This is a genomic window from Apilactobacillus kunkeei DSM 12361 = ATCC 700308, from assembly GCF_001281265.1.
Taxonomy (GTDB): Bacteria; Bacillota; Bacilli; order Lactobacillales; family Lactobacillaceae; genus Apilactobacillus; species Apilactobacillus kunkeei.
Genome location: NZ_JXDB01000009.1, coordinates 51,275 through 76,141 on the forward strand (window position 1 = coordinate 51,275; position 24,867 = coordinate 76,141).

Below are 24,867 nucleotides of genomic sequence, written 5' to 3' on the forward strand. Positions count from 1 at the left end.
TTTGCTTTCCTCCACAAATTACTTAGTTTCATTAACTACAGCAATAAAATCTTGTTCGGTCCATACATCTACACCGAGGCTTTGGGCCTTTGTTAGCTTGCTTCCCGAATCTTCACCGGCGATTAAAACATCGGTCTTCTTAGAAACACTTCCGGTAACTTTAGCTCCGTGGTTTTCCAACCATTCACTAGCCTTTGGACGTGTCCATTCTGAAAGCTTTCCAGTTAGGACCATTGTCTTTCCAGCAACTGGTGAATCTGAATTATCGATATCAGATTGGGACGCTCCTAGATATTGCATATTAACACCCAATGATTTGAACTCATCAATTAGTTTTTGTGCTTCCGGATTTTCGAAGTAAGTAACAATGCTATCAGCAATTGTTTGACCCATTCCGTTAATCTCAGCAATATCGTTAGCACTAGCTGCCATTAGCTTATCCATGTCACCGAAGTGTTCGGAGATAATTCTAGCGGCCTTAGCACCAACGTGTCTGATTCCCAGACCAAATAATAATCTTTCAACAGAATTACTACGGCTATTATCAATTGCAGATAATAAATTTGTTGCAGATTTGCTACCAAATTTATCTAAAGTTTCAAGTTCTTCTTGAGTTAGCTTGTACAAACTTGCAGCATCGTCTAGCATATGACGATCAAAAAGTTGTTGAACAATTCTAGGTCCCAATCCATCAATGTTCATCGCATTCCTAGAAGCAAAGTGATTAATTTGTTCACTCAATTGAGCTGGACACTTTGGATTAATACATCTCAAAGCAACTTCATCATCCAAATGAACTAGTTTGTCACCACATGATGGACAAGTGGTTGGAATGACATATTCCACACTGTCATCTGGACGTTTGCTTGGGATATATTCAGAAATTTCTGGAATGATATCTCCGGCCTTGTGCAACTTAACAGTGTCACCAATGCGGACACCCTTTTCTTCTAAATAATCGGGGTTGTGCAATGATGCCTTGGAAACCTTAGTACCGGCTAGTTGAACTTCATTCATGATGGCAGTTGGTGTAACAACACCAGTTCTACCAACTGTCCATTCGATATCTAGTAATTTAGTTTCAACTTCTTCTGGTGGGAACTTGTAGGCAATCGCCCACTTTGGAACCTTCACAGTGGTTCCGATTTGTTCTTGTAAAGATAAATCATTTTCCTTAATAACAATTCCATCGATACCATAGCTTAGTTCATCACGACGTTGTGTGTAATATTCGATGTAGTCATGAACATCATCCATGTCCTTAATCACACGGTATGTGGGATTAATTGTGAAACCCAAATCCTTAAGTTCCTCCAACAATCCAGCTTGGGTATTAGTTTCTAGATCATCGTAATTTGCAACGTTGTACATAAAGGTACTTAGTTTACGATGCGCGGTAACCTTTGAGTCTAATTGTCTTAGACTTCCAGCTGCCGCGTTACGTGGATTGGCGAAAACTGATTCACCATCTTTTTCACGTTGTTCATTTAGTTTTACAAAAGATGACTTAGGCATGTAGCATTCACCACGCACCTCGATGTCGATTGGACGAGTCAACTTTTGTGGAATTGATTCAATCGTCTTTAGGTTGTTAGTGATGTCTTCACCAATTGTTCCGTTTCCACGAGTTGAACCTTGAACTAAAATCCCGTTTTCATAGCGAAGTGAAATTGCTAAACCATCAATCTTTAATTCACAGTTGTACTCGGTGATTTCTGGATAGTTCTTATCCAATCGGTCGATGAAGTCCTTTAGTTCTTCTTCAGAGAAGACATCCCCTAAAGAAAGCATTGGAATTTCATGATTGACCTTATTAAAACCAGGTAAGGTTTGTCCCCCAACGTTTTGGGTTGGTGAATCACTAGCGATTAAATCAGGATGGTTAGCTTCGATTTCTTGAAGTCGACGGTAGCTCATATCATAAACATGATCTTCTACACTGGGACTATCTTCTTGATAGTATTGACGACTCCAGGTCTTTAGTTGGTCTTTTAATTTATTGTATTCAATTTGAATATCGTTACTTTGATCAGTCAATTAGCTCACCTCTATTGAACTTTTTGAATTGGTGCGAATGCAGCTAATAGTCTCTTTAATCCCTTGTCTGGAAAGGCAATATCTAGTTCCATATCTTCACCAGTACCGTTAACCTTGACAACAGTACCAGTTCCCCAGGCCTTGTGTTCGACCTTGTCACCAACAGTCCATGCCTTCTTGTCAGCACCAGTTCCTTCAGGCTTTTGAACCTTCTTAGCTGGTTGCTTGTATGCACGTTGTTGTGCAAAACGCGCATTACGTTGGTTTCTATTTGAATCAAATGGTGTCTTTACAGTACTGCTTTGTGCAAAGTTGTTTTCTGATTCAATTAATTCAGGTGAAATTTCGTTTACAAAACGAGATTCAGGATTAGTTTGACGACGACCATATAACATTCTTGAGAACGCGTTGGTTAAGAATAGTTTTTCTTGCGCACGGGTAATTCCCACGTATGCTAAACGACGTTCTTCTTCTAGTTCCTTTTCATTTTCCATTGAACGACCTAGTGGGAAGATTCCTTCTTCCATTCCCATTAAGAATACGACTGGGAATTCTAGTCCCTTGGCAGCGTGAAGTGTCATTAGGGTTACTTGTGGAGAATTTTCTTCAACGTCGTCTTGTGCGGAAACTAAGGCTAGATCTGCTAAGAAGTCGGTTAATGGTTCGTTACCATCTTCGTTGTCTTCTTCGCTTCTGTTGGTATCGAATTGTTGAGTTACTGAAATAAATTCTTCAATATTTTCAATTCGTGCCTTGTTTTCAAGTGAGTTAGTCTTCTTTAGTTCAGCTAGGTACCCAGTGTCATCCAATACGTGTTGGGCAACATCAGTTACGCTACCTTCTTTGGCAACCTTTTGAATCTTAGTCATCACGTTGGCAAAGTCGGCAATTGAGTTTCTAGCACGACTTGAAAGTGTGTTATTTAAATCAACGTTCTTGGCAGCTTCTAGCATTGACCAACCATTTTCACCGGCGAAAACTCTTAGTTTATCAACACTTGATGCACCAATTCCACGTTTAGGTTCATTGATGATACGTTCTAAACTCATTGAATCACTTGGGTTAGCGACTAGTGTTAGGTAAGCCAAGATGTCTTGGATTTCCTTTCTGTCGTAGAACTTGTGTCCACCAACAATGTTGTATGGAATGTTTGATTTTAGAAGTGTTTCTTCAATGATACGTGATTGAGCGTTGGTACGGTATAGGATAGCAAAATCGTTGTAAGAATAATGCTTTTCATCCATAATCTTTTGAATTTGGGTAACTGCGAAACGCGCTTCATCAATTTCACTTTGGCCACGATAGTATGAAACCTTGTCCCCTTCTTTGTTTTCGGTCCAAAGGTTCTTGGCCTTTCTAGCAACGTTGTTTTGAATAACGTCGTTAGCAGCACTTAAGATGTTCTTAGTTGAACGGTAGTTTTGTTCAAGTAATGTTGTGTGAGCATCGTTGTAATCATCTTGGAAGTTCAAGATGTTGTTCATGTTGGCACCACGCCAACCATAAATACTTTGATCAGAATCACCAACAACACAGATATTTCTGTACTTCTTAGCAAGCATAGTAACAAGTTTGTATTGCGCTTCATTGGTATCTTGGTATTCATCAACGTGAATGTATTGGAATTTGTTTTGGTAGTATTCTAATGTTTCTTTGTCAGATTCAAACAATTGGATGGTTAACATGATTAAATCATCAAAGTCCAATGCTTGGTTTCCGTGAAGACGTTTTTGGTATTCGTCATAAACCTTTGATACAGTTTCTTCAAATGGACTGTTGTGGTCGATTGATTCACTGTATTGAATTGGGTCTAATAAATCATTTTTAGCGTTTGAAATAGCTGAAAGAATTGCTCTTGGATCATTCTTCTTAGGATCAATATCAAAATCCTTTAGAATTCTCTTTACCAAAGTTCTTTGTTCACTACTACCGGCAATAGTAAATGCACGGTTAAAACCAACCTTATCAATATGTCTTCTTAAAATTCTGACACATAGAGCATGGAAAGTAGAAATCCAAACGTCGTTCCCACCATAATCCAATAGGTTAGAAACACGTTCTTTCATTTCACGAGCTGCTTTATTGGTAAAAGTAATTGCTAGGATGTTCCATGGCAATACATTTTTTTCTTCGATTAAGTAAGCAATGCGATGGGTTAAGACACGGGTCTTACCACTACCTGCACCGGCCATTATCAATAGAGGACCTTCGGTACATAATACTGCTTCTTTTTGTTTATCATTCATTCCTGAAATTAAATCGTTTACTGGCACAAAAAACACAATCCTCTCAAATTTATATATAGTTTAATTATATCATAGCTGGGCATATTTTCATTTAGCACCAAATAAAAAAGTCGGCAAATTATGCCGACTCTTTTTAATCTTCTACAAAAGTGACTTTGTCGTTATCTAATGATTTAATTTTCGCAAGTGATTCTAGATGAATCCCTGTCTTTTCAATCAAATCGTGGCCCTTTTGGTATGACTTTTCAATTACGATACCAATTCCATTAACTGATACATTAGCTTGCTTAGCTACGTCCAATAGTCCTTGAACGGCCTGGCCATTGGCTAAGAAATCATCAATGATTAATAAATGGTCATTGGGTTGAATAAATCTTTTATCGATACTAATTTGGTTGCTGGTTTGTTTAGTGTATGAATATACCTCACTAGTATATACGTCATCAGTTAGTGTTAAACTCTTATGTTTTCTAGCAAATACAACTGGTACATCCATGTACAATCCAGCCATCACTGCAGGGGCAATTCCAGAAGACTCAACAGTTACGATTCTGGTAATGTTATCGTCCTTAAATAGTCTAGCAAATTCTTTACCCATTTCAGACATCAATTTAGGATCAACCTGATGGTTTAGAAATGCATCAACCTTTAATACATCCCCTGGTAATACACGTCCGACTTCTTTAATCTTATCTTCCAGTAGTTTCATTTGAGGTTCCTCCTGTAGTGGTAGTTTGTTTATCATATTGATATAATTTGTATTTACGGATAATTTCAATAATCTTGTTGCGATAAGTTGGATCTGTCGCATATCCGTCTACTTGTAGTCCCTTGGCAGCAGCAACGTAATTGTCTGAATCAATTACATCCTTGTACTGATTTGGGTTCCAATCAGTCCCATTTACAAGCAATAGAGCATGGCTCTCAACTGACTCAGACCAACTGTTGTATACTCTGAAACGACCCGTAATCGTGATAAATTGGCCGTTTACAAACTCTTGGGTAGAAAGATTCACAGATGGTTGGTTTCCTGACGCTTTAACTCCGTATAGGTTATTATACTGACTAGATAATTGACTAGTTCCCCAATTTGACTCAAGGATTGCTTGAGCCAAACTAATACTAACTAGGATGTTATAACGTCTTTGTACATCATTTGCAGCTGGTAATAAAGCGTTGATAAACTTACGATGCTTTTTTAACACATTCTGTTGTGTGTATGAATCATATGTGTAAATCCGATCGAATATCTTCATTCCGCCTGCAAATAATAATACACCAACGATTAAAATAAAAATAAGACATCCAAAGTTAGATGTTTTCTTCTTTCTTCTTTTTCGATATCTTCTTTTACTCACAGAATCTCTCCTTATATTATTTAATATTCTAAACTATTCACTAAAAAAAAGAAAATCAAATTTTAACTTAAATATTGTTTAATTGACAAATGACTCATTTTTCTGTAATTTTAAGGTATAAGTTAGGAGATGTATGCTTTTGGTAAAAGATAAATTAACAAGCAATGACAAATCACCATTTGATGTTGGTGACCAAGTTTCATTCATGCTAGAAAAAAAGAAATTCCAAGGAATTATTGAAAAAGGATACAACAACTCATACATGATTGGTTTTCAAACTACCGATCCTGCATTAGAGGACAAATACCACGGAAAGATTGTTATTAACAACAAGAACATCACTATGGTAAAAGAAGGACCTCACAACTCAAAGAGTAAAAACAAAGATAGTGAAGCCGACGAAAAGTAATAAAAAAAGCACTGATGACATTAGTCATCGGTGCTTTTTCTTATCTTTAATAATGGTGAACCTATCACCGGTACTAATACGGCTGATAGAAATGCTTCAACTAAACCATTAGTTAAGGCTACAAATAATAAGTAAGGTAATAATTGATCAACATTAATGTGATAAATATTAAATGCATCACCGCGATAGAATATATAAACTAATCCTAATAATACAACAGTATTCACAATTGAACTGACAAAACCAGTAATGGACATGTACATCCGATATGGTTTATTAGGTTTGTATAAACGTGTAAAAATAAGTCCAGCAACTAACCCAACAAGAATTCTAGGTAAAATAGATACTAATGGATTTGTAAATACATAAATTGCCAATGGACTAGTTGGCCACCAGAATGCACGGACAAAAGTAATTAATCCCCAAACACCACCAACGATTGCCCCATCTTTAGTTCCTAATACAATTGCTGCTAATACAACGGTGATTGGAATAATAGTAACGCTAAGTGGTCCAATTGGAATATTTCCCAATCCAGGGATACTTGTTTGTACGATAATTATGGCGATAAACACGGATAAGATGTTCATCTTATAAGTCTTATTTCTAATGATCATCATCTCCTCTTTGAGATTTTACTTTCATATAAAACAACATTGAATATTAAACACTATTTTAATTAATAAGTCCACTTATGTATAAAAAAAGAACTTCCACACGGGAAGTTCTTTTTGAAAACAGAAAGATAAGTGTATCTTAACGTTTTGAGAATTGACCAGCTTTACGAGCTTTCTTAAGACCTGGTTTCTTACGTTCTTTCATACGAGCGTCACGAGTTAATAAACCGGCACTCTTTAATGAAGCACGGAAGTCAGGATCAACTTCTAGCAATGCACGAGCGATTCCGTGACGAGCTGCACCAGCTTGTCCTGAGAAACCACCACCGTTAACATTGATTAAAGCATCGTAGTTACCTGATGTTTCAGTAACATTGAATGGTTGCATTACCACTGCTCTTAAGTTAGGGAATGGAATGTAATCTTCAATATCCTTTTTGTTCATAACAACTTTACCAGTACCGGGTACTAAAATTACTCGGGCTACTGAGTCTTTACGACGGCCTGTGCCGCGATATTGTACTTGAGCCAATTAAGTTTCCTCCTTAAATTAGGTTATTAATGTCTAATACTTCAGGGTTTTGTGCTTGGTGAGCATGGTTAGCATCAGCGTATACGTGTAAGTGTAGTAATTGCTTGTGAGCTAATGTACCACTTGGTAGCATACCTTTAACTGATGTTTCAACTAACTTGTCTGGAGTATCATTTAACATTTGACCAGCAGTTTTTTGTTTTAGACCACCTAAATAACCTGTGTGGTGGGAGTATAGCTTATCGCTAGCTTTACGACCTGTTAATGCAACTTTTGAAGCATTAATAACAATAACGTTATCGCCAGTATCTACATGAGGTGTAAATGTTGGCTTGTTTTTTCCTCGTAAAATAGAAGCAACGACAGTTGATAGACGACCTAAACTGATATCAGTTGCGTCAATGATGTACCATTTGCGTTCTACTTCACCTGGTTTTGCCATATATGTTGTACGCACTTTAATCTTCCTCCATGTTTCTGTGTTTGTTCGACACCAATATAAGTTTCCGGGGCTTATTGTGGGGCAAACAATACCATGCTTTATACTACAATTTTTTAATTATAAAGTCAACCTAAAATCATCTTTGATGGTGAGGTAGTTTTGTAGGATGAGCAGGATCATCTCCCTCATAGTATACATGTTTTAAGTATAGTCCGCTAGCTGGAACCGTTCTTCTTGCTTCGGTACGATCCTTAACTTCGTATAGTCTTAAAATATCATGTACATCCCTTGAACCTGAACCAATTTCAACTAAGACCCCTACCATGATTCTGACCATGTTATATAGGAAACCATTACCGTAAAATTCGAATATCAATTCGTTTTCTTTTTCATCGATTCGACATTTTGCTTCGTAGATGGTTCTGACATTGGTTCTAGCTGATGAACCTGAGGCCACAAAACTAGTAAAGTCGTGTTCACCAATCAAGTCCTTTAGCGCAACGTTTATCTTGTCAATATCAACCGGGAATCTCCATTGCGCTGTATATCTGCGTTTAAACGGATTACGGAATTCACCCATATCCATTCGATACATGTATCTCTTCCCTGATACGTCGTATCTAGCATGAAAGTCACTTGGTACCTTTTCTACCTTTTTAATTTGAACATCCAAAGGTAAAATGCTATTCAATGCCTTTAGCATGTTTTCTTCAGGAAGGTCGTATGGAAAGTCAAAATGAGCAACCTGTCCTAATGCATGAACCCCTGCGTCTGTTCTACCTGATCCATACACAGTAATTGCTGGGTCCGGATTTTTGGCCATCTTATTAACAATCTTGGTTAAGATTCCTTCGATGGTTCTTTTCTTTGGCTGACGTTGAAAACCGTAAAAGTCGGTTCCATCATAAGCCATCGTGATTTTATAACGATATGACATTTCTATTATCTAACTCCTATATATAAATATAACAATCGCCATGACTAAAATTAATAGCATGCATACAAAATCATTTGGTTTCCATTTAAATGTATGGAAATGAGAACGTTCCCTGTTAGTCTGGTATCCCCTTGCTTCCATTGCGATACTTAAATCATCGGCATGCTTAAAGGCACTGACAAACAAAGGTATCAATAATGGGACAAACGCCTTAACACGTTTGATTAGTCCACCATCACCGAAGTCGACACCACGAGAACGTTGTGCATCCATGATTAATTTAGTTTCATCTGTTAAGGTCGGCACGAATCTTAATGAGATTGAGATCATCAAAGAGAAAGTTTCAACCGGGAAATTAAATCGCTTTAGCGGCTTTAATAGCGCACTAATGCCTTGTGATATCTCAAGTGGTGATGTCGTTAGTGTTAACACCGTCGACATCGCAATAATTAACATAAAACGAATCGTTAATACAATCGCGTTTAAAATTCCATAGCTTGTTAGTTTAACAATTCCCCATGAAAAGTAAACGTGACCACCTGATCCAAAGAATACCTGAATCATGACTGTGAAAATAATCACCCACAGCATTGGCATTAATCCCTCGATGAAGTACCCAAAAGAACACTTTGATAACAAAACGAATAACAACACAGTGGCTGCCATCACGATGTATGTAATTAAATTGTTGGCAAAGAAAACCATGATGATATAGGCAAATGCGATTAACATCTTGGCGGCTGGATTCATTTTATGAATTAGTGAGTTACCAGGAAGGTATCTTCCAAATATAAAGTTATTCATCCTTATCTTCATTCCTTAATTTATTAATGATGCCGTTAATTAATTCGTCCGCGTCTAAAGATAACTTATCTAGTGTTACACCTTTATCAGCCAAATCCTTGGTAATCTTAACAGTCTCAGGCACTTGTAAATCATACTTGTTCAAGAAATTCACGTCAGTGAATAGCTCGTCAGGATAACATTTTTTAACAACCTTACCGCCACTCATCACGACTACTCGATCAGAATATTTGGCGACGTCATCCATTTGGTGACTGACTAAAACGATTGTCATGTTTTCTTCTCGATTAAGTCTTCTAATCAAGTCGAGGATATATTGTTGTCCCTCTAAATCTAAACCAGCAGTTGGTTCATCCAACACCAGGATTTCTGGGTTCATTGCTAAAACTCCAGCAATCGCTACCCTTCTCTTTTGACCACCCGATAAATCAAACGGTGACTTCTTCAATAGGTCGTGGTCTAAATGCACCAGGTTGGCTGCATGCATCACAGTATCGTTTAGTTCGTCTCCGGTTACGCCGAAGTTACTTGGACCAAAGGCAATGTCTTCCTCCACTGTTTCCGCAAACAATTGTTGCTCTGGAAACTGAAATACCATGCCAATCTTTTGACGGAGTGGCTTTAGGTGCTTGTTATTGGTATGACTTGTGATTTTCTTATCACCGATTGTGACACTACCACTAGTTGGTTTTAATAAGGCATTAATGTGTTTAATCAATGTCGATTTTCCACTACCAGTCTTCCCGATAATTGAAACAAAAGAACCACTCTTTATCTTCAATGAGACATCTTCTAGAGCATGAAATTCTAATGGCGTGTTTTCTTGATATACGTGGCTTACATTTTTGAATAATATTGCGTTATCCATTCTACAATCTCCTCGTCGTTCAAATAGTCATCAGAAATATCAAAGCCCTCTTCCTTCAATCCCAAACGTAATTGTTCTGAGAAAGGTAGCTTTAAACCATATTCCTCGACATTATCTAATTCAGTGAATAGTTTTTGTGGAGTGGTATCTAGTACCATCTTACCATCACGAATTAGAATAGTACGATCTGATTTTTCGATTTCGTTAATATCATGTGAAATCGATAATACAGTTAGATTATACTTTGCCCTAACCTCATTAATCAAATTTGTTATTAGGTATTTTGCTTTCGGATCTAACATGCTAGTGGCTTCATCCAAGATAATAATCTTTGGATTCATGGCTAGGATTCCTGCTATGGCAACACGTTGCTTTTGTCCACCTGATAATCTAGTGGGGTCCTTTTCAGCATATTCCAGCATATCAACGTCAGTTAATGCCTTTTCAACGGCAGCCTTCATCTTATCCTGTGACATGTTTCTGTTTTCTAAACCAAATGCGATATCGTCTTGAACCGTTGATGCAACGAACTGGTTGTTAGGATCTTGGAAAACAATCCCGATTCTATCTCTTATGTCATTAACAGTATCTTCGTTTAGTGCAATCCCATCAACCTTGATACTGCCGCTTTGTGCCTTTAATAATCCATCTAGTAAGCTAATTAGTGTCGATTTTCCACTACCGTTTTTTCCGATAATGGATACCCATTCACCCTCATTAATATCAAAAGATAAATCATTTACAGCAAAGTTGGTTGAATCAGTATATTTAAATTTTAGGTTTGATACATTGATAATCTTACTAGACACTTCATTCACCCCGTTTAAAATTATGTATAAAAAAATCACTAATAGGCTATTGATGCGAAGCAAAGCTCCATTCAAGCTAGACTTGGGGCTTGCCCATCATCATAACGCTTTATATCAATAGCCCTAGTGATTTGTTGTTACTATTTAATTAAGTTTACGATTAATTAATCAACTAATTGTAAAATAACCATTGATGCACCGTCACCACGACGAGGCATAGTCTTTAGAATACGAGTGTAACCACCGTTACGTTCTGCATACTTAGGAGCAATTTCATCAAATAGCTTTTGTAATGCAGTAGTAACAGTTACGTCATCACCATCTTCTTTAGCGTCAGCAACTACGTTTTGTAGGAATGCTGCAGCTTGACGACGAGCATGAAGATCTCCACGCTTACCAAGAGTAATCATCTTTTCAGCAGTTGAGCGTACTTCTTTAGCACGAGCTTCAGTGGTCTTAATTTCACCGTTTACTAACAAGTCAGTAGTTAGGTTACGTAGTAATGAACGACGGTGTGCACTAGTACGTTGTAATTTACGGTAACTCATAAATGGATATCCTCCTTTATACTAATCTTCTTTACGCAATGACAATCCAAGGGCTTCTAACTTATTCTTTACTTCAACAAGTGACTTACGTCCTAAGTTACGAACCTTCATCATGTCTGCTTCGCTTTTGTTGGTTAATTCTTGAACAGTGTTGATTCCTGCACGCTTCAAACAGTTGTATGAACGAACTGATAAGTCCAATTCTTCAATTGTCATTTCAAGCATCTTTTCTTTGTGTGTTTCTTCCTTTTCAACCATAACTTCAGTGTTCTTGGCTTCATCGGTAAGATCAACAAACATAGCAAGATGGTCGTTTAGAATCTTGGCTGCTAAACTAATTGCTTCACTAGGAGTGATGGAACCATCAGTCCAAACATCAAGAGTTAGCTTATCAAAGTCAGATCTTTGACCAACACGTGCGTTTTCAACTTGATAATTAACACGTTCGATTGGGGTATAAATGGAATCAACTGGTAAGACACCGATTGGCATTCCATCATTACGAGCCTTATTCTCATCAGCAGAAACATATCCGCGACCCTTGTTTGCAGTCATTCTCATGTGGAATGTAGAACCTTCAGCAACTGTAGCGATGTGTAAGTCTGGATTTAAGACAGTTACATCACCATCAGCCTGAATGTCTCCAGCAGTTACTTGAGCTGGACCTGTAACATTGATTTCCATTTCTTTGTCTTCGCCATCTTCGGCATCCAACTTCAATGAAATCTTCTTAACATTTAAAATAATTTGAGTTACGTCTTCTACAACACCAGGTACTGTAGAAAATTCATGTAAAACATCATCAATTTGAATGCTAGTTACGGCTGCACCAGGTAAAGATGAAAGTAAAATTCTACGCAACGAGTTTCCAAGAGTTGTTCCGTATCCACGTTCTAGTGGTTCAACAACAACTTCTCCATAATTATCAGTTTCATCAATCTTATGAATATTAGGTTTTTCAAATTCAATCATTCTTATCTTCTACCCCTTTCAAAACGCTCTGAGTTAAATATTAATTAGTCCATCATACAGAGATGAGAATAAATTAAACTCTACGACGCTTTGGAGGACGAGATCCATTATGTGGAACTGGAGTAACATCACGAATAGCAGCAACTTCTAAACCAGTTGATTGAAGTGCACGGATAGCTGATTCACGACCTGAACCAGGACCTTTAACAGCAACTTCAACAGTCTTCATACCATGTTCCATAGCTGTCTTAGCAGCGGCTTCTGAAGCCATTTGAGCAGCAAATGGAGTTGATTTACGACTTCCACGGAATCCTAAAGCACCAGCAGATGACCAAGCAATTGCATTACCTTGCATGTCGGTAATCATAACTAATGTGTTATTAAAAGTAGAGTGAATGTGAGCAACACCAGATTCGATGTTCTTCTTTACTCTACGCTTACGAGAACCTTTCTTTTGAACCATGATTTACTAACCTCCTTTATTTATTATTTTTTCTTACCAGCAATAGTTACTTTTTTACCCTTACGAGTACGGGCGTTGTTCTTTGTGTGTTGACCTCTAACAGGTAAACCACGACGGTGACGCATTCCACGGTAAGAACCAATTTCTTGAAGCTTCTTGATATTCATTCTTACTTCACGACGTAAGTCACCTTCAATTTTGTAATTGTCAACAACTTCACGGATTTTATCTTCTTGGTCTGGAGTTAGATCACGAACACGAACATCTTCTGAAACGCCAGCCTTTGAAAGGATTTCAGCAGCTCTGCTTTGACCGATTCCAAAGATGCTAGTTAGACCAATAACGATACGCTTATCACGTGGTAAATCAATTCCGGCGATACGAGCCATTCAAACACACCTCCTGTTTATATAAAATTACTTACCTTGTCTTTGTTTATGTTTTGGATTTGAGCAAATGACCATAACACGGCCTTTTCTCTTAATTACTTTACAATTTTCACACATTGGTTTTACTGATGGACGAACCTTCATTATATAACCCTCCTATACTTCAAGACAGTATCCTTACTTATAACGGTAAGTAATACGTCCCTTGCTTAAATCATATGGTGACATTTCAACTGTGACACGATCACCAGGTAAAATACGAATGTAATGCATTCTGATTTTACCGGAAACGTGAGCTAAAATTTCGTGACCATTTTCTAGTTCTACACGAAACATAGCATTTGGTAAGGTTTCGCTAACCTTACCTTCAATTTCAATAACATTATCTTTAGACAAAGAATTTTCCTCCTCGAAAAATACGATTACTACATAAAGGTAGCCAAATGCCAAGATATTATCGACAAAGACCGCCATGTAGCTAATCGCAAATACACATGGGTTAGTTTATCACACAAACATACTTCCAGCAACAAATGCTAGCCGCAGAAGCAATTACTAGAATTGCTTAAGTATTTTGTCAATGTCTTTAGTAACATCATCAATATCTTGACCACCATCAACAGTGAATAATAAATCACGTTCTTTGTAAAAATCAATTAATGGTGTATTCATCTTGATGTTTACATCTAAACGATTCTTAACTGTTTCAGGCTTGTCATCACTACGTTGATAAAATTCATGGCCACCACAAATATCACAAGTATCTTCAACTTTTGGCATTTTGTATAGCTTGTGGTAAGTGGCACCACAGTTCTTACAAATAAATCTACCAGAAAGTCGATCAACAAGAACTTTAGGGTCAACGTCAATATTTATAACAGCATCCAATGGACGATCAAGCTCTTTACAAATTTCTTGTAAAGCATTTGCTTGTTCGATAGTTCTAGGAAAACCGTCTAACATATATCCTTTTTTAGTATCATCTTGTGAAAGACGATCTTTAACAATTCCACATGTTACATCATCAGGAACCAAGTTCCCTTTGTCAATATATTGTTTTGCCTTTAATCCCATTTCAGTTTGGTCTTTTATAGCGGCACGAAAGATATCTCCAGTAGAGATATGTGGAATACCATAATTTTCAATAATGGATTCAGCTTGTGTACCTTTACCAGCTCCAGGAAGCCCCATTAAGATTAAGTTCATTGACATATTTAATTACCTCCATTCACACTTTTATAAATCATTTGGACGAGGTGATTGAATGAATCCAACATATTCTTGTTTCATCATTAAACCACGAATTTGTCTAATTGTTTCGATGGCAACACCAACAACAATTAGTAAACTAGTACCACCTAAACCGATGGATTCGTCTAAGCTCCAAACGTTTTGTGCAATTAAAGGAATTAAAGCAACAATTCCTAGGAATAGGGCTCCAACTACGCTAAGTCTCATTAAGACTTTTGATACGTAAGTTTGAGTTCCATTTCCTGGCCAAACACCTGGAATATAGCTTCCTTGTTTTTGCAAGTTTTCTGAAAGTTTTTCAGGGTTAACTTGAACAAAAGCGTAAAAGAATGTAAAGACAACAATTAATACAGTGTATAAGGTAGCACCTGAAAGAGTTTGCATATTAAATACGTTACTCAATACTTGGTACCAACCATCACCAGAATGTTTACCTGCAAAGAAAAGCAAGATTGCTTGTGGTGTTGAGATAAACGAACTGGCGAAGATAACAGGGATAACACCGGCAACGTTAACCTTTAAAGGTAGGTAACTATTGTCACCCGCGCCTGTTTCTCTTCTAGTATATTGAATTGGAATCCTACGTTCAGCTTGTTGGAACCAGGTAACAAAAGTAACAATTATTAGAATTACAACGAATAGCGCAGCTAAGAATAAGATAGAAGGCCATAATTGTGAAGAAGTATCTCCAACGATGTATTCCTTATATAATTGTTGAACTCCTGTAGGAATTCTTGCGATAATACCGGCGAAGATGATCATTGAAACACCTTGACCGATACCACGATCAGTAATCATGTCACCCATCCAAGTTGTTAACATTGAACCACCGGTTAAAATTAAACCGATACTCAAATAAGTAGCAGGACCAGGATTTTGAACAAGGTTCAAACTGCTTAAAGTGTTAAATCCGGCTGTAATTCCAATAGACTGCACGAAAGCAAGAAATACTGTAAGTATTCTGGTAACTTGGTTCAACTTACGTCTACCCACGTCACCTTGTTTGCTCCATTCAACAAAACGAGGAACGATGTCCATTTGTAATAGTTGAACGATGATTTGCGCAGTAATATATGGTGAAACACCCATAGCAAATAGTGAATAGTTAGTTAATCCACCACCACTAAAGGTGTTTAAAATGCTAACCAAGCCAGATGAAGCAACGCTTTGGAGTGCTTTAGCATTTATACCAGGAACTGTAATATAAGCACCTAATCTAAAAACAATCAATACTCCCAAAGTAAACATGATTTTATTTCTAATATCTTTTACCTTAAAAGCGTTTTTCAAGGCTGATAGCATTTAGATCACCTCGATCTTACCGCCAGCATTTTCGATGGCTGATTTAGCAGCATCAGAAAATTTGTTAGCCTTAACAGTTAGCTTCTTGTTAAGTTCACCGTTACCTAGAATCTTAATTCCGTCCTTGGCACTCTTAACAATACCAGCTTCCATTAAAGTTTCTGGTGTAACTTCAACACCGTCGTCAAATTGATCTAAAGTAGATAAGTTAACGATAGCGTATTCCTTACGGTTAATGTTAGTGAAACCACGCTTAGGAATTCTACGGTAGAAAGGCATTTGGCCCCCTTCGAATCCAACACGTGTCTTACTACGAGCCTTTTGACCCTTTTGTCCACGACCAGAAGTCTTACCTTTACTTCCTAATCCACGACCTAGACGTTGTCTTGATGAACGTGAACCTTCGGCAGCTTTTAATTCATGTAATTTCATTTGAAGTGCACCTCCTTGTTATTTATTACTTAACTTGTTCAACTTTAACTAAGTGTGCGATATGGAACAATGCTCCACGAGTTGCTTCGTTGTCAGGTTTAACAACAGTACTGTTAATACGACCTAAACCTAGCGCCTTAACAATTTTACGTTGTTTGGGGAGACGGTGTTCTGCACTGTGAGTTAAAGTAATCTTTAATTGAGCCATCTTCTAACCCCTCCTTATTCTGCTAAATGTTGAGCAGAAACGCCACGTAAAGTAGCAACTTTTTCTGCACTCTTCAATGCTTTTAGTCCTTCAAAAGTAGCACGAATAGCATTGATTGGAGTATCTGAACCTAAACGCTTACTTGTAACATCGTCAATACCAGCTAATTCCATAACTGAACGAACGGCACCACCAGCGGCAACACCAGAACCTTCTTCAGCAGGTTTTAACATGATCTTACCACCACCATAAGTACCGATAATTTCATGAGGAATAGTAGTACCAACCTTAGGAACACTAATTAAGTTCTTACGACCATCTTCAACAGCCTTACGGATAGCATCTGGAACTTCTTGAGCTTTACCAGTACCAAATCCGACGTGACCATTTCTATCACCAACAACAACTAAAGCAGCAAAACGTAGACGACGTCCACCTTTAACAACCTTAGTAATACGGTTGATTGATACGACAGTATCTTCAAGTTCTAATTTATTTGGATCAATAAATTCAGCCATTGCGGTTATTCCTCCTTTTATTAAAATTCTAGTCCGTTTTCACGTGCAGCTTCAGCAAGAGCTTGTACACGTCCATGGTATAAGTAACCACCACGGTCGAAAACAACATTTTTAACATTTTTTTCAACGGCACGTTTGGCAACTAAAGCACCAACAGATGATGCTTGTTCAGTCTTGTTTGAACCGTTAACTTCTTTGTCTAGAGTTGAGGCACTAGCAAGCGTAACACCCGCTACGTCATCAATAACTTGAGCGTAGATGTTTTTGTTAGAACGGTAAACGTTCAAACGTGGGCACACAGCAGTACCAGAGATTTTGTTACGGACACGCAAGTGACGACGTTGACGTGTCTTGTTTTTATCTGGTTTATTAATCAAAATAGTCACCTCTTAAATATTAATTAAAATAGTTAAGCAATGAGATGTAACTCATTACTTACCTGTCTTACCTTCCTTACGACGAACAACTTCGTTTTCGTAACGAATACCTTTACCTTTGTAAGGTTCAGGTGAACGAACAGCACGAACACGAGCTGCAAAGTCACCAACGTGTTCCTTGTTGATACCGCTGATAGTAATAGTTAAACTATCTGGAGTTTCAACCTTAAGATCATCATTGATTTCCATTTCAACAGGGTTGGAGTAACCAACGTTTAATTCTAGGACAGAACCTTTAGCTTGAGCACGGTAACCAACACCGACTAGCTTAAGTGTCTTAGTAAAACCATTTGATACACCTTCAACCATGTTGTTTAAGTTAGCACGCATAGTACCGTGCATTGCACGGGTCTTGTTATCGTATCTAACTGCTGGTTCAAAAGTTACAACGTTATCATTAACGTTCATCTTGATAATTGGTGAGAATTCACGAGTTAGTGAACCCTTAGCACCTTTAACAGTTACGTTGTTACCTTCAGTTGATAATTCAACACCTTCAGGTAAAACAATCTTTCTGTAACCAATACGACTCATTTCATTACACCTCCAATTCAAGCAAAAAGTATTACCAAATGTAAGCTAATACTTCTCCACCAATTTTTTTAGCACGAGCTTCTTTATCAGTGATAACACCTTCAGAAGTTGAGATAATTGCAATACCTAAACCATTTAATACCTTAGGAATTGAATCAGATTTTACGTATGAACGTAGACCAGGTTTTGAAATACGCTTCAAACCAGTGATAACACGTTCATTGTTCTTACCATATTTTAGGAATACGCGGATAACGCCTTGTTTGTCGTCTTCAACGTATTCAACATCGCGAACAAAACCTTCACGTTTTAAGATTTCAGCAATGTTGTTTTTGATTTTTGAAGCTGGAACTTCAACTGAATCGTGACGAGCCATGTTGGCGTTACGAATTCTAGTTAATAAGTCAGCGATTGGATCTGTCATGGACATTAACGTAGACCTCCTATCTAATTATAGTTAATTTTACCAACTTGCCTTCTTCATACCAGGGATTTGGCCTTTGTGCGCAAGATCTCTGATGCATAGACGGCATAAATGAAACTTCTTGTAAACTGAATGAGGTCTACCACAGCGTTCGCAACGAGTGTAATTTCTTGTTGAGAATTTAGCAGGACGTTCACTTTTTACAACTAATGCTTTTCTAGCCATATTATTTATACCCTCCTATTATTTTGCAAATGGCATACCGAATTGAGTTAACAATTCTTTGGATTCTTCGTCAGTGTTAGCAGTTGTAACAATAACGATATCTAATCCACGTACACGGTTAACGTTATCGTAGTTAATTTCTGGGAAAATTAATTGTTCACGAACACCTAGAGTGTAGTTACCACGACCGTCGAATGAACGGTTGTTAACACCATGGAAATCACGAACACGTGGTAATGAAACGTTAACTAACTTGTCTAAGAAGTCATACATACGTTCACCACGTAGAGTAACTTTGGCACCAATTGACATACCTTCACGTAAACGGAAGCCGGCGATTGATTTCTTAGCCTTAGTTACTAGAGGTTTTTGACCAGAAATTAGAGTTAATTCTGAAACAGCTTCGTCTAAGTTCTTAGCGTTAGTAACAGCGTCACCAACACCCATGTTTAGAACGATCTTTTCAATTTTTGGAGCTTGCATAACTGAAGAGTAGTTAAACTTTTCAACTAATGCTTTTGTAATTTCATTTTTGTACTTTTCTTGTAAACGGTTTGACATGGAAAGGTATCCTCCTTTCAATTAAATTTTAATCGATTGATTTGTTTGATTTTTTAGAAATACGAACTTTCTTACCATTTTCAATTTTGAATCCAACCTTAGTTGGTTCGTTAGTTGATGGATCAATTAACATAACGTTTGAAACATGAATAGGAGCTTCAACTTCATTAATGCCACCTTGTGGGTTAGCTTGTGAAGCTTTTTGATGTTTCTTAACAATGTTAATGCCTTCAACGATTACGCGATCTTTTGAAGCGATAGTCTTGGTAACAGTACCTTCTTTACCTTTATCCTTACCACTAATAACGCGAACTTTGTCACCGGTTTTAATAAACATTTCTTGGCACCTCCTTGGTTGACATTGATTAATTAAAGTACTTCAGGGGCTAGAGAAACGATCTTCATGAATTCGTTGTCACGTAGTTCACGTGCAACTGGTCCGAAAATACGAGTTCCCTTTGGACTTTTATCATCTTGAACAAGTACGGCAGCATTTTCATCGAAACGGATGTATGAACCATCTGCACGACGTGATACTGACTTAGTTCTTACGATTACAGCCTTAACAACGTCACCCTTTTTGACAACGCCACCTGGTGTTGCTTGTTTAACAGTAGCAACAACGATATCACCGATACCTGCATATCTTCTGCTTGATCCACCTAAAACTTTAATAGTTAAAAGTTCACGAGCACCTGAGTTATCAGCAACTTTCAAACGACTTTCTTGTTGAATCATTAGCTAATACCCTCCTTCCGGTATTTACTCAGAATACGATAAAATTCTTATGTTAGATAATAACAGCTTTTTCAACGATATTAACTAGACGGAAATTCTTAGTAGCTGATAGCTTACGTGTTTCCATAATTTCTACAACATCGCCCATTTTAGCTTCATTGTTTTCATCATGAGCCTTGTACTTCTTTGAGTACTTAACACGTTTTCCGTAAGTAGGATGTGTTTTGTAAGTTTCAACAACAACAGTGATGGTTTTGTCCATCTTGTCTGAAACAACACGGCCTCTGTAGACCTTACGCATATTACGTTCCATATTACATTGACCTCCTATCGTATTCTATTTGTTTAGTTCTTGTTGACGCAAAGCAGTTTTGATACGTGCAATGTTCTTGCGAACTTGCTTCAATCTTGCAGTGTTTTCCAATTGACCAGTAGCTAATTGAAAACGAAGGTTGAATAGTTCTTCTTTATAGCTTTGTTCTTTTTCATGCATTTGAGCAGTGGTTAGTTCATTAATTTCTTTAGCCTTCATTTGATTCGCCACCTACTTCCTCACGTTTAATAATCTTTGTTCGAACAGGAAGTTTAGCTGAAGCTAAACGTAAAGCTTCTAGAGCTACTTCTTCAGAAACTCCACCAACTTCGAATAGGACTTTTCCACGTTTAACTGGAGCAACCCATCCTGCTGGAGAACCTTTACCATTACCCATACGAACCCCTACACCTTTTTCAGTGTATGACTTGTGAGGGAAAATCTTAATCCAAACTTTCCCACCACGCTTCATATGTCTTGTCATAGCAATACGACAAGCTTCGATTTGACGGTTAGTGATCCAATGTGAATCGATTGATTGTAAACCAAATTCACCGAATGAAACAGTGTTTCCACCCTTTGAATGACCACGTAACTTACCACGGTGTTCACGACGGAACTTAACACGTTTTGGTACTAGCATGTTTATTTCCCTCCTTTATCGTTTTCTTGAGCATCGTTAACTGCTTGTGGTAAAACTTCACCACGGTAGATCCAAGTTTTTACACCAATTGATCCGTAAGTAGTGTGAGCTTCTTCCCAAGCGTAATCGATGTCTGCTCTTAGTGTATGCAATGGAACAGTTCCTTCAGCGTATGCTTCCACACGTGACATATCTGCACCATTTAGACGACCAGCAACTTGAGTTTTGATACCCTTAGCACCGGCACGACGAGAGCGTTGCATTGATTGACGCATTGCGCGACGGAATGCTACACGGCCTTCCAATTGACGAGCAATGTTTTCACCAACAAGTTTTGCATCTAAATCAGGTTTCTTGATTTCGATGATGTTGATGTGAACTCTCTTACCTGTTAAATTGTTTAATTCTTTACGAAGATTTTCGACTTCTGATCCGCCTTTACCGATAACCATACCTGGTTTAGCAGTGTGAATTGAAACGTTAACACGCTTTGCAGCACGTTCGATAACAACTCTTGATACGGAAGCGTCAGCGAGTCTCTTACTAATGTATTCACGGATTTTTAGGTCTTCGTTAAGATCGTTAGCAAAGTCAGCTTTTTCAGCGTACCATTTTGCGTCCCAATCGCGAATAACTCCGACACGTAATCCAGTAGGATTTACTTTTTGACCCACGGCTAATCCCTCCTATTTTTCTGATACTACAACTGTGATATGACTAGTACGTTTGTTGATTGGAGAAGCAGAACCTTTTGCTCTTGGACGGAAACGTTTTAAAGTTGGTCCTTCATTAACAAAAACTTCGCTTACTACCAAGTCTTCACGATCTAAATCAAAATTATTTTCTGCATTTGCTACAGCTGACATTAAAACTTTTGAAACAACTGGTGAAGCTCCTCTTGGAGTGAACTTCAAGATTGCAGCTGCTTCTGAAACGCTTTTACCTCTAATAAGATCAACTACAAGGCGGACCTTACGTGCGGCAATGCGAACAGTTCTAGCAGTAGCTTTTGCTGATGTAACTTGTTCAGCCATTTGTTATCCTCCTTGCTTAAACAGTTTTCTTATCGTCGTTTCCATGTCCATGGAAAGTACGAGTTGGTACGAATTCACCTAGTTTGTGACCTACCATATCTTCTTGAATATAAACTGGAACGTTCTTTCTTCCATCATAAACAGCGATAGTGTAGCCAATGAAACTAGGGAAGATTGTTGAACGACGTGACCATGTCTTGATTACGTCTTTCTTGTCTTGGTCTTTTTGAGCATCGATTTTCTTTAAAAGATGCTTATCGGCAAAAGGTCCCTTTTTTAAACTACGAGACATTATGAAACCTCCTCTTCAAAATCAGTATAGGGAAGTGTATACCCGAAGGTATAACTTAATTTATTACATCTTTGATCCCTTACGACGGCGAACGATGAACTTGTTGGAACGAGCCTTCTTACTACGAGTCTTCTTACCAACAGTCTTCTTGTGCCATGGTGATAATGGTGATGGGTAACCAACTGGAGCTTTACCTTCACCACCACCATGAGGGTGATCATTAGGGTTCATTACAGAACCACGAACGTGTGGACGTTGGCCCTTGTAACGGTTACGACCAGCTTTACCAATGTTAACTAATGAGTGTTCTTCGTTACCAATGCTACCAACAGTTGCACGGTTAACTGAAAGAATCATACGAACTTCACCTGATGCTAGACGAACTAGTGCGTATTTTCCTTCCTTACCCAATAGTTGAGCTGAAGTACCAGCAGAACGAACTAATTGTCCACCCTTACCTGGTTTTAATTCGATATTGTGAATAACAGTACCTACAGGGATATCCTTCAATGCTAATGCATTACCTGGTTTGATATCAGCGTTTGGTCCTGATTGAACCTTGTCGCCAACTTTTAGACCCTTAGGTGCTAGAATGTATGACTTGATACCGTCAGTGTAAACAACTAACGCAATGTTAGCAGTACGGTTTGGATCGTATTCAATAGTCTTAACGATACCATCAACGTCGTCATGGTTACGCTTGAAATCAATAATACGGTATTGATTCTTGTTACCACCACCACGGTGACGAACAGTCATATGACCATAGTTGTTACGACCAGCAGTGTGTGACTTAGGAGCCAATAATGACTTTTCAGGTTTTGAAGTAGTCAAAACACTGTAGTCAATGCTAGTCATGTTACGACGACCATTACTGGTTGCCTTGTATTTTTTAATAGCCACGGTGTTTTCCTCCTAAATTGATATTTTATTTATTGCTAAATAAGTTAATTTCTTTTGAATCGTTTGATAAAGTAACGATCGCCTTACGACGCTTCTTAGTGTAACCTGAGAAACGACCTTGGCGCTTTAGCTTACCTTTAAGATTCATAATATTTACGTTTGCAACTTTAACATCAAAGATGTCTTGAATTGCGTTCTTCACTTGTGTTTTAGTTGCTCGTAAGTCAACATCAAAAGTGTATTTCTTTTCGTCCATCATAGCAGTTGATTGTTCTGTAATAACGGGACGTAGGATAATATCACGTGATTCCATTATGCGAGCACCTCCTCTACTTGAGAAAGAGCAGCCTTTGTGATGACAATCTTGTCACTGTTTACAACGCTCAATGTGTTTAAACCTTTAGCTGAAACAATTTCAACGTTCTTTAGGTTACGAGCTGATAATACAGCGTTCTTGTTGTCTTCTTCCAAGACTACTAATGTCTTAGTTGAAGCATTTAGCTTGTTTAGTGCTTCTGAGAAGTCTTTAGTCTTAGGAGCATCAAAGCTTAATGAGTCAACAACTACGAAGTTGTCGTTAGCAACCTTTTCTGATAGAACAGATTTGATAGCTAGACGGCTAACCTTCTTTGGTAAGTGGTAGCTGTATGAACGAGGAGTTGGTCCGAAGACAATTCCACCCCCACGCCATTGTGGTGAACGGATTGAACCTTGACGAGCACGTCCAGTACCCTTTTGACGCCATGGCTTCTTACCACCACCTCTAACAGCGCTTCTGTTCTTTACAGCGTGTGTACCTTGGCGCATTGATGCTCTTTGCATCAAAACAACGTCAAATACAACACTGTCGTTTTGTTCGATAGCAAAAATTTCATCGTTTAATTCAACATTTCCGTTCTTACTACCATCTTGTTTGTATAATGCTACGCTTGTCATTTATGGTTCCTCCTTTCTTATTTTTGTGATCCGCGAGCTGCAGATTTAACAGTTAGGAATGACTTGTTGGCACCAGGAACGTTACCCTTAATTAGGATTACGTTGTTGTCAACATCAGCCTTAACTACTTCAAGATTTTGAATAGTAACTTGTTTGTTACCCATTCTACCTGGTAATTTCATACCCTTAGTAACACGGTTGATAATTACACCAAGTGAACCAGGACGACGGTGGTATCTAGAACCGTGAGTTTCAGGACCTCTAGCTTGACCATCTTTATGAATGTTACCTTGGTAACCATGACCCTTTGTAATACCTGTTACATCTACGATGTCACCGGCTTCAAAAATGTCTGCCTTGATTTCGTCTGCTACATTGTAATCGCTAAGCTCAACATCTCTGATTTCTTTAATGAAGCGCTTAGGATTTGTATTTGCTTTTGCTACATGACCTTTTTCTGGTTTGTTACTTAAAACATCACGTTTGTCTTCGTAACCAAGTTGGATAGCGTTGTATCCATCAGTTTCAGTTGATTTAGTTTGTAGAACAACGTTTGGAGTTACATCTACAACAGTAACTGGTACTAATTCACCGTTTTCAGTGAAAACTTGAGTCATTCCGACTTTTCTACCTAAGATTCCTTTTCTGGTCATGAGTACACCTCCGATATATTGTAATTTTGATT

Annotated in this window: 40 protein-coding genes; 1 reads left to right on the forward strand and 39 read right to left on the reverse strand. The window is 38.0% G+C overall.

The window, feature by feature from the left end:
- Nucleotides 1-18 precede the first annotated feature (18 nt).
- The 4 genes from ligA to RZ79_RS04925 all read right to left on the reverse strand — a co-directional run bounded on the left by ligA (nt 19) and on the right by RZ79_RS04925 (nt 5,539).
- Nucleotides 19-2,037 (reverse strand): NAD-dependent DNA ligase LigA, encoded by a 2,019-nt coding sequence (gene ligA / locus RZ79_RS04910; protein ID WP_052471519.1) that lies wholly within the window; start codon nt 2,035-2,037, stop codon nt 19-21.
- A gap of 11 nt (nt 2,038-2,048) precedes the next feature.
- The gene (gene pcrA, locus RZ79_RS04915) at nt 2,049-4,310 is read right to left on the reverse strand and encodes a DNA helicase PcrA (protein WP_280635879.1); all 2,262 of its coding nucleotides are present in this window, start codon (nt 4,308-4,310) and stop codon (nt 2,049-2,051) included.
- Nucleotides 4,311-4,416: 106 nt separating this feature from the next.
- Nucleotides 4,417-4,992: a xanthine phosphoribosyltransferase gene (locus RZ79_RS04920; protein WP_054450321.1), complete on the reverse strand. Its 576-nt coding sequence runs from the start codon at nt 4,990-4,992 to the stop codon at nt 4,417-4,419.
- Nucleotides 4,973-5,539, reverse strand: a complete 567-nt coding sequence (locus RZ79_RS04925) for a glycoside hydrolase family 73 protein (protein WP_080695538.1) — start codon at nt 5,537-5,539, stop codon at nt 4,973-4,975. Before RZ79_RS04925 ends, RZ79_RS04920 begins: the two co-directional genes overlap by 20 nt.
- A 241-nt stretch (nt 5,540-5,780) precedes the next feature.
- On the opposite strand from RZ79_RS04925, the gene RZ79_RS04930 reads away from it, so the two are divergent.
- Complete coding sequence (locus RZ79_RS04930; protein WP_054450322.1) at nt 5,781-6,050, forward strand: hypothetical protein; 270 nt, start codon at nt 5,781-5,783, stop codon at nt 6,048-6,050.
- 20 nt (nt 6,051-6,070) lie between these two features.
- Here the strand turns inward: RZ79_RS04930 and RZ79_RS04935 are convergent, their stop codons facing one another.
- The 35 genes from RZ79_RS04935 to rplC form a co-directional block, all read right to left on the reverse strand.
- Nucleotides 6,071-6,667, reverse strand: coding sequence for an ECF transporter S component (locus tag RZ79_RS04935; RefSeq protein ID WP_054450323.1), 597 nt, complete (start codon nt 6,665-6,667; stop codon nt 6,071-6,073).
- Nucleotides 6,668-6,806: 139 nt separating this feature from the next.
- Nucleotides 6,807-7,199: a 30S ribosomal protein S9 gene (rpsI, locus tag RZ79_RS04940; protein ID WP_034531546.1), complete on the reverse strand. Its 393-nt coding sequence runs from the start codon at nt 7,197-7,199 to the stop codon at nt 6,807-6,809.
- 13 nt (nt 7,200-7,212) lie between these two features.
- Nucleotides 7,213-7,656, reverse strand: coding sequence for a 50S ribosomal protein L13 (gene rplM / locus RZ79_RS04945; protein ID WP_034534424.1), 444 nt, complete (start codon nt 7,654-7,656; stop codon nt 7,213-7,215).
- 121 nt (nt 7,657-7,777) lie between these two features.
- Nucleotides 7,778-8,578 carry a tRNA pseudouridine(38-40) synthase TruA gene (gene truA, locus RZ79_RS04950; RefSeq protein WP_054450324.1) on the reverse strand — a complete coding sequence of 267 codons (801 nt, stop codon included), beginning with the start codon at nt 8,576-8,578 and terminating at the stop codon, nt 7,778-7,780.
- A 9-nt stretch (nt 8,579-8,587) separates the two neighbouring features.
- Nucleotides 8,588-9,382 carry an energy-coupling factor transporter transmembrane component T family protein gene (locus RZ79_RS04955; protein ID WP_054450325.1) on the reverse strand — a complete coding sequence of 265 codons (795 nt, stop codon included), beginning with the start codon at nt 9,380-9,382 and terminating at the stop codon, nt 8,588-8,590.
- Nucleotides 9,375-10,250: an energy-coupling factor transporter ATPase gene (locus RZ79_RS04960; RefSeq protein WP_054450326.1), complete on the reverse strand. Its 876-nt coding sequence runs from the start codon at nt 10,248-10,250 to the stop codon at nt 9,375-9,377. Before RZ79_RS04960 ends, RZ79_RS04955 begins: the two co-directional genes overlap by 8 nt.
- A complete protein-coding gene (locus tag RZ79_RS04965; protein WP_054450605.1) occupies nt 10,220-11,047 on the reverse strand; it encodes an energy-coupling factor transporter ATPase in 828 nt (275 codons plus the stop codon). Before RZ79_RS04965 ends, RZ79_RS04960 begins: the two co-directional genes overlap by 31 nt.
- 176 nt (nt 11,048-11,223) lie before the next feature.
- Nucleotides 11,224-11,607 (reverse strand): 50S ribosomal protein L17, encoded by a 384-nt coding sequence (gene rplQ, locus RZ79_RS04970; protein WP_034531537.1) that lies wholly within the window; start codon nt 11,605-11,607, stop codon nt 11,224-11,226.
- 21 nt (nt 11,608-11,628) lie between these two features.
- Entirely contained in the window at nt 11,629-12,579 is a 951-nt protein-coding gene (locus tag RZ79_RS04975) for a DNA-directed RNA polymerase subunit alpha (protein ID WP_034531535.1), read from the reverse strand.
- A 73-nt stretch (nt 12,580-12,652) separates the two neighbouring features.
- Complete coding sequence (rpsK, locus tag RZ79_RS04980; protein ID WP_034531534.1) at nt 12,653-13,042, reverse strand: 30S ribosomal protein S11; 390 nt, start codon at nt 13,040-13,042, stop codon at nt 12,653-12,655.
- Between the two features lie 23 nt (nt 13,043-13,065).
- Nucleotides 13,066-13,431, reverse strand: coding sequence for a 30S ribosomal protein S13 (gene rpsM, locus RZ79_RS04985; RefSeq protein ID WP_034531532.1), 366 nt, complete (start codon nt 13,429-13,431; stop codon nt 13,066-13,068).
- A 27-nt stretch (nt 13,432-13,458) separates the two neighbouring features.
- The gene (rpmJ, locus tag RZ79_RS04990; protein WP_034531530.1) at nt 13,459-13,575 is read right to left on the reverse strand and encodes a 50S ribosomal protein L36; all 117 of its coding nucleotides are present in this window, start codon (nt 13,573-13,575) and stop codon (nt 13,459-13,461) included.
- 33 nt (nt 13,576-13,608) lie between these two features.
- Entirely contained in the window at nt 13,609-13,827 is a 219-nt protein-coding gene (gene infA / locus RZ79_RS04995) for a translation initiation factor IF-1 (protein WP_034531529.1), read from the reverse strand.
- 159 nt (nt 13,828-13,986) lie between these two features.
- Nucleotides 13,987-14,637, reverse strand: a complete 651-nt coding sequence (locus RZ79_RS05000) for an adenylate kinase (protein WP_280635893.1) — start codon at nt 14,635-14,637, stop codon at nt 13,987-13,989.
- A 30-nt stretch (nt 14,638-14,667) separates the two neighbouring features.
- Entirely contained in the window at nt 14,668-15,984 is a 1,317-nt protein-coding gene (gene secY / locus RZ79_RS05005; protein WP_034531525.1) for a preprotein translocase subunit SecY, read from the reverse strand.
- Nucleotides 15,985-16,416 (reverse strand): 50S ribosomal protein L15, encoded by a 432-nt coding sequence (gene rplO, locus RZ79_RS05010; protein WP_034531523.1) that lies wholly within the window; start codon nt 16,414-16,416, stop codon nt 15,985-15,987.
- 25 nt (nt 16,417-16,441) lie between these two features.
- Entirely contained in the window at nt 16,442-16,624 is a 183-nt protein-coding gene (rpmD, locus tag RZ79_RS05015) for a 50S ribosomal protein L30 (RefSeq protein WP_034531522.1), read from the reverse strand.
- A 14-nt stretch (nt 16,625-16,638) separates the two neighbouring features.
- Nucleotides 16,639-17,142: a 30S ribosomal protein S5 gene (gene rpsE / locus RZ79_RS05020; RefSeq protein WP_034531520.1), complete on the reverse strand. Its 504-nt coding sequence runs from the start codon at nt 17,140-17,142 to the stop codon at nt 16,639-16,641.
- Nucleotides 17,143-17,162: 20 nt separating this feature from the next.
- Nucleotides 17,163-17,519: a 50S ribosomal protein L18 gene (gene rplR / locus RZ79_RS05025; RefSeq protein ID WP_080695536.1), complete on the reverse strand. Its 357-nt coding sequence runs from the start codon at nt 17,517-17,519 to the stop codon at nt 17,163-17,165.
- 54 nt (nt 17,520-17,573) lie between these two features.
- Nucleotides 17,574-18,113, reverse strand: coding sequence for a 50S ribosomal protein L6 (gene rplF, locus RZ79_RS05030; protein WP_034531517.1), 540 nt, complete (start codon nt 18,111-18,113; stop codon nt 17,574-17,576).
- Nucleotides 18,114-18,144: 31 nt separating this feature from the next.
- Nucleotides 18,145-18,543, reverse strand: a complete 399-nt coding sequence (rpsH, locus tag RZ79_RS05035) for a 30S ribosomal protein S8 (protein ID WP_034531516.1) — start codon at nt 18,541-18,543, stop codon at nt 18,145-18,147.
- 33 nt (nt 18,544-18,576) lie between these two features.
- Nucleotides 18,577-18,762 (reverse strand): type Z 30S ribosomal protein S14, encoded by a 186-nt coding sequence (locus RZ79_RS05040; RefSeq protein ID WP_034531514.1) that lies wholly within the window; start codon nt 18,760-18,762, stop codon nt 18,577-18,579.
- A gap of 18 nt (nt 18,763-18,780) precedes the next feature.
- The gene (gene rplE / locus RZ79_RS05045; RefSeq protein ID WP_034531513.1) at nt 18,781-19,323 is read right to left on the reverse strand and encodes a 50S ribosomal protein L5; all 543 of its coding nucleotides are present in this window, start codon (nt 19,321-19,323) and stop codon (nt 18,781-18,783) included.
- A 28-nt stretch (nt 19,324-19,351) separates the two neighbouring features.
- The gene (gene rplX, locus RZ79_RS05050; protein ID WP_034531511.1) at nt 19,352-19,660 is read right to left on the reverse strand and encodes a 50S ribosomal protein L24; all 309 of its coding nucleotides are present in this window, start codon (nt 19,658-19,660) and stop codon (nt 19,352-19,354) included.
- A gap of 32 nt (nt 19,661-19,692) precedes the next feature.
- Complete coding sequence (gene rplN / locus RZ79_RS05055) at nt 19,693-20,061, reverse strand: 50S ribosomal protein L14 (protein WP_054450328.1); 369 nt, start codon at nt 20,059-20,061, stop codon at nt 19,693-19,695.
- Nucleotides 20,062-20,113: 52 nt separating this feature from the next.
- A complete protein-coding gene (gene rpsQ / locus RZ79_RS05060; protein ID WP_034531507.1) occupies nt 20,114-20,374 on the reverse strand; it encodes a 30S ribosomal protein S17 in 261 nt (86 codons plus the stop codon).
- A 24-nt stretch (nt 20,375-20,398) separates the two neighbouring features.
- Nucleotides 20,399-20,593 carry a 50S ribosomal protein L29 gene (gene rpmC / locus RZ79_RS05065; RefSeq protein WP_034531506.1) on the reverse strand — a complete coding sequence of 65 codons (195 nt, stop codon included), beginning with the start codon at nt 20,591-20,593 and terminating at the stop codon, nt 20,399-20,401.
- On the reverse strand, nt 20,583-21,017 hold the full coding sequence (gene rplP, locus RZ79_RS05070; RefSeq protein ID WP_034531505.1) for a 50S ribosomal protein L16: 435 nt from the start codon (nt 21,015-21,017) through the stop codon (nt 20,583-20,585). Before rplP ends, rpmC begins: the two co-directional genes overlap by 11 nt.
- A gap of 2 nt (nt 21,018-21,019) precedes the next feature.
- Entirely contained in the window at nt 21,020-21,691 is a 672-nt protein-coding gene (gene rpsC, locus RZ79_RS05075) for a 30S ribosomal protein S3 (protein ID WP_034531504.1), read from the reverse strand.
- Nucleotides 21,692-21,703: 12 nt separating this feature from the next.
- Nucleotides 21,704-22,051, reverse strand: coding sequence for a 50S ribosomal protein L22 (rplV, locus tag RZ79_RS05080; RefSeq protein ID WP_034531503.1), 348 nt, complete (start codon nt 22,049-22,051; stop codon nt 21,704-21,706).
- A gap of 16 nt (nt 22,052-22,067) precedes the next feature.
- Nucleotides 22,068-22,343: a 30S ribosomal protein S19 gene (rpsS, locus tag RZ79_RS05085; protein WP_034531502.1), complete on the reverse strand. Its 276-nt coding sequence runs from the start codon at nt 22,341-22,343 to the stop codon at nt 22,068-22,070.
- Nucleotides 22,344-22,406: 63 nt separating this feature from the next.
- The gene (gene rplB / locus RZ79_RS05090; protein WP_054450330.1) at nt 22,407-23,246 is read right to left on the reverse strand and encodes a 50S ribosomal protein L2; all 840 of its coding nucleotides are present in this window, start codon (nt 23,244-23,246) and stop codon (nt 22,407-22,409) included.
- 25 nt (nt 23,247-23,271) lie between these two features.
- Complete coding sequence (rplW, locus tag RZ79_RS05095; protein ID WP_034531498.1) at nt 23,272-23,559, reverse strand: 50S ribosomal protein L23; 288 nt, start codon at nt 23,557-23,559, stop codon at nt 23,272-23,274.
- Nucleotides 23,559-24,182, reverse strand: coding sequence for a 50S ribosomal protein L4 (gene rplD, locus RZ79_RS05100; RefSeq protein WP_034531497.1), 624 nt, complete (start codon nt 24,180-24,182; stop codon nt 23,559-23,561). Before rplD ends, rplW begins: the two co-directional genes overlap by 1 nt.
- 17 nt (nt 24,183-24,199) lie before the next feature.
- The gene (rplC, locus tag RZ79_RS05105; RefSeq protein WP_034531496.1) at nt 24,200-24,835 is read right to left on the reverse strand and encodes a 50S ribosomal protein L3; all 636 of its coding nucleotides are present in this window, start codon (nt 24,833-24,835) and stop codon (nt 24,200-24,202) included.
- Nucleotides 24,836-24,867 lie beyond the last annotated feature (32 nt).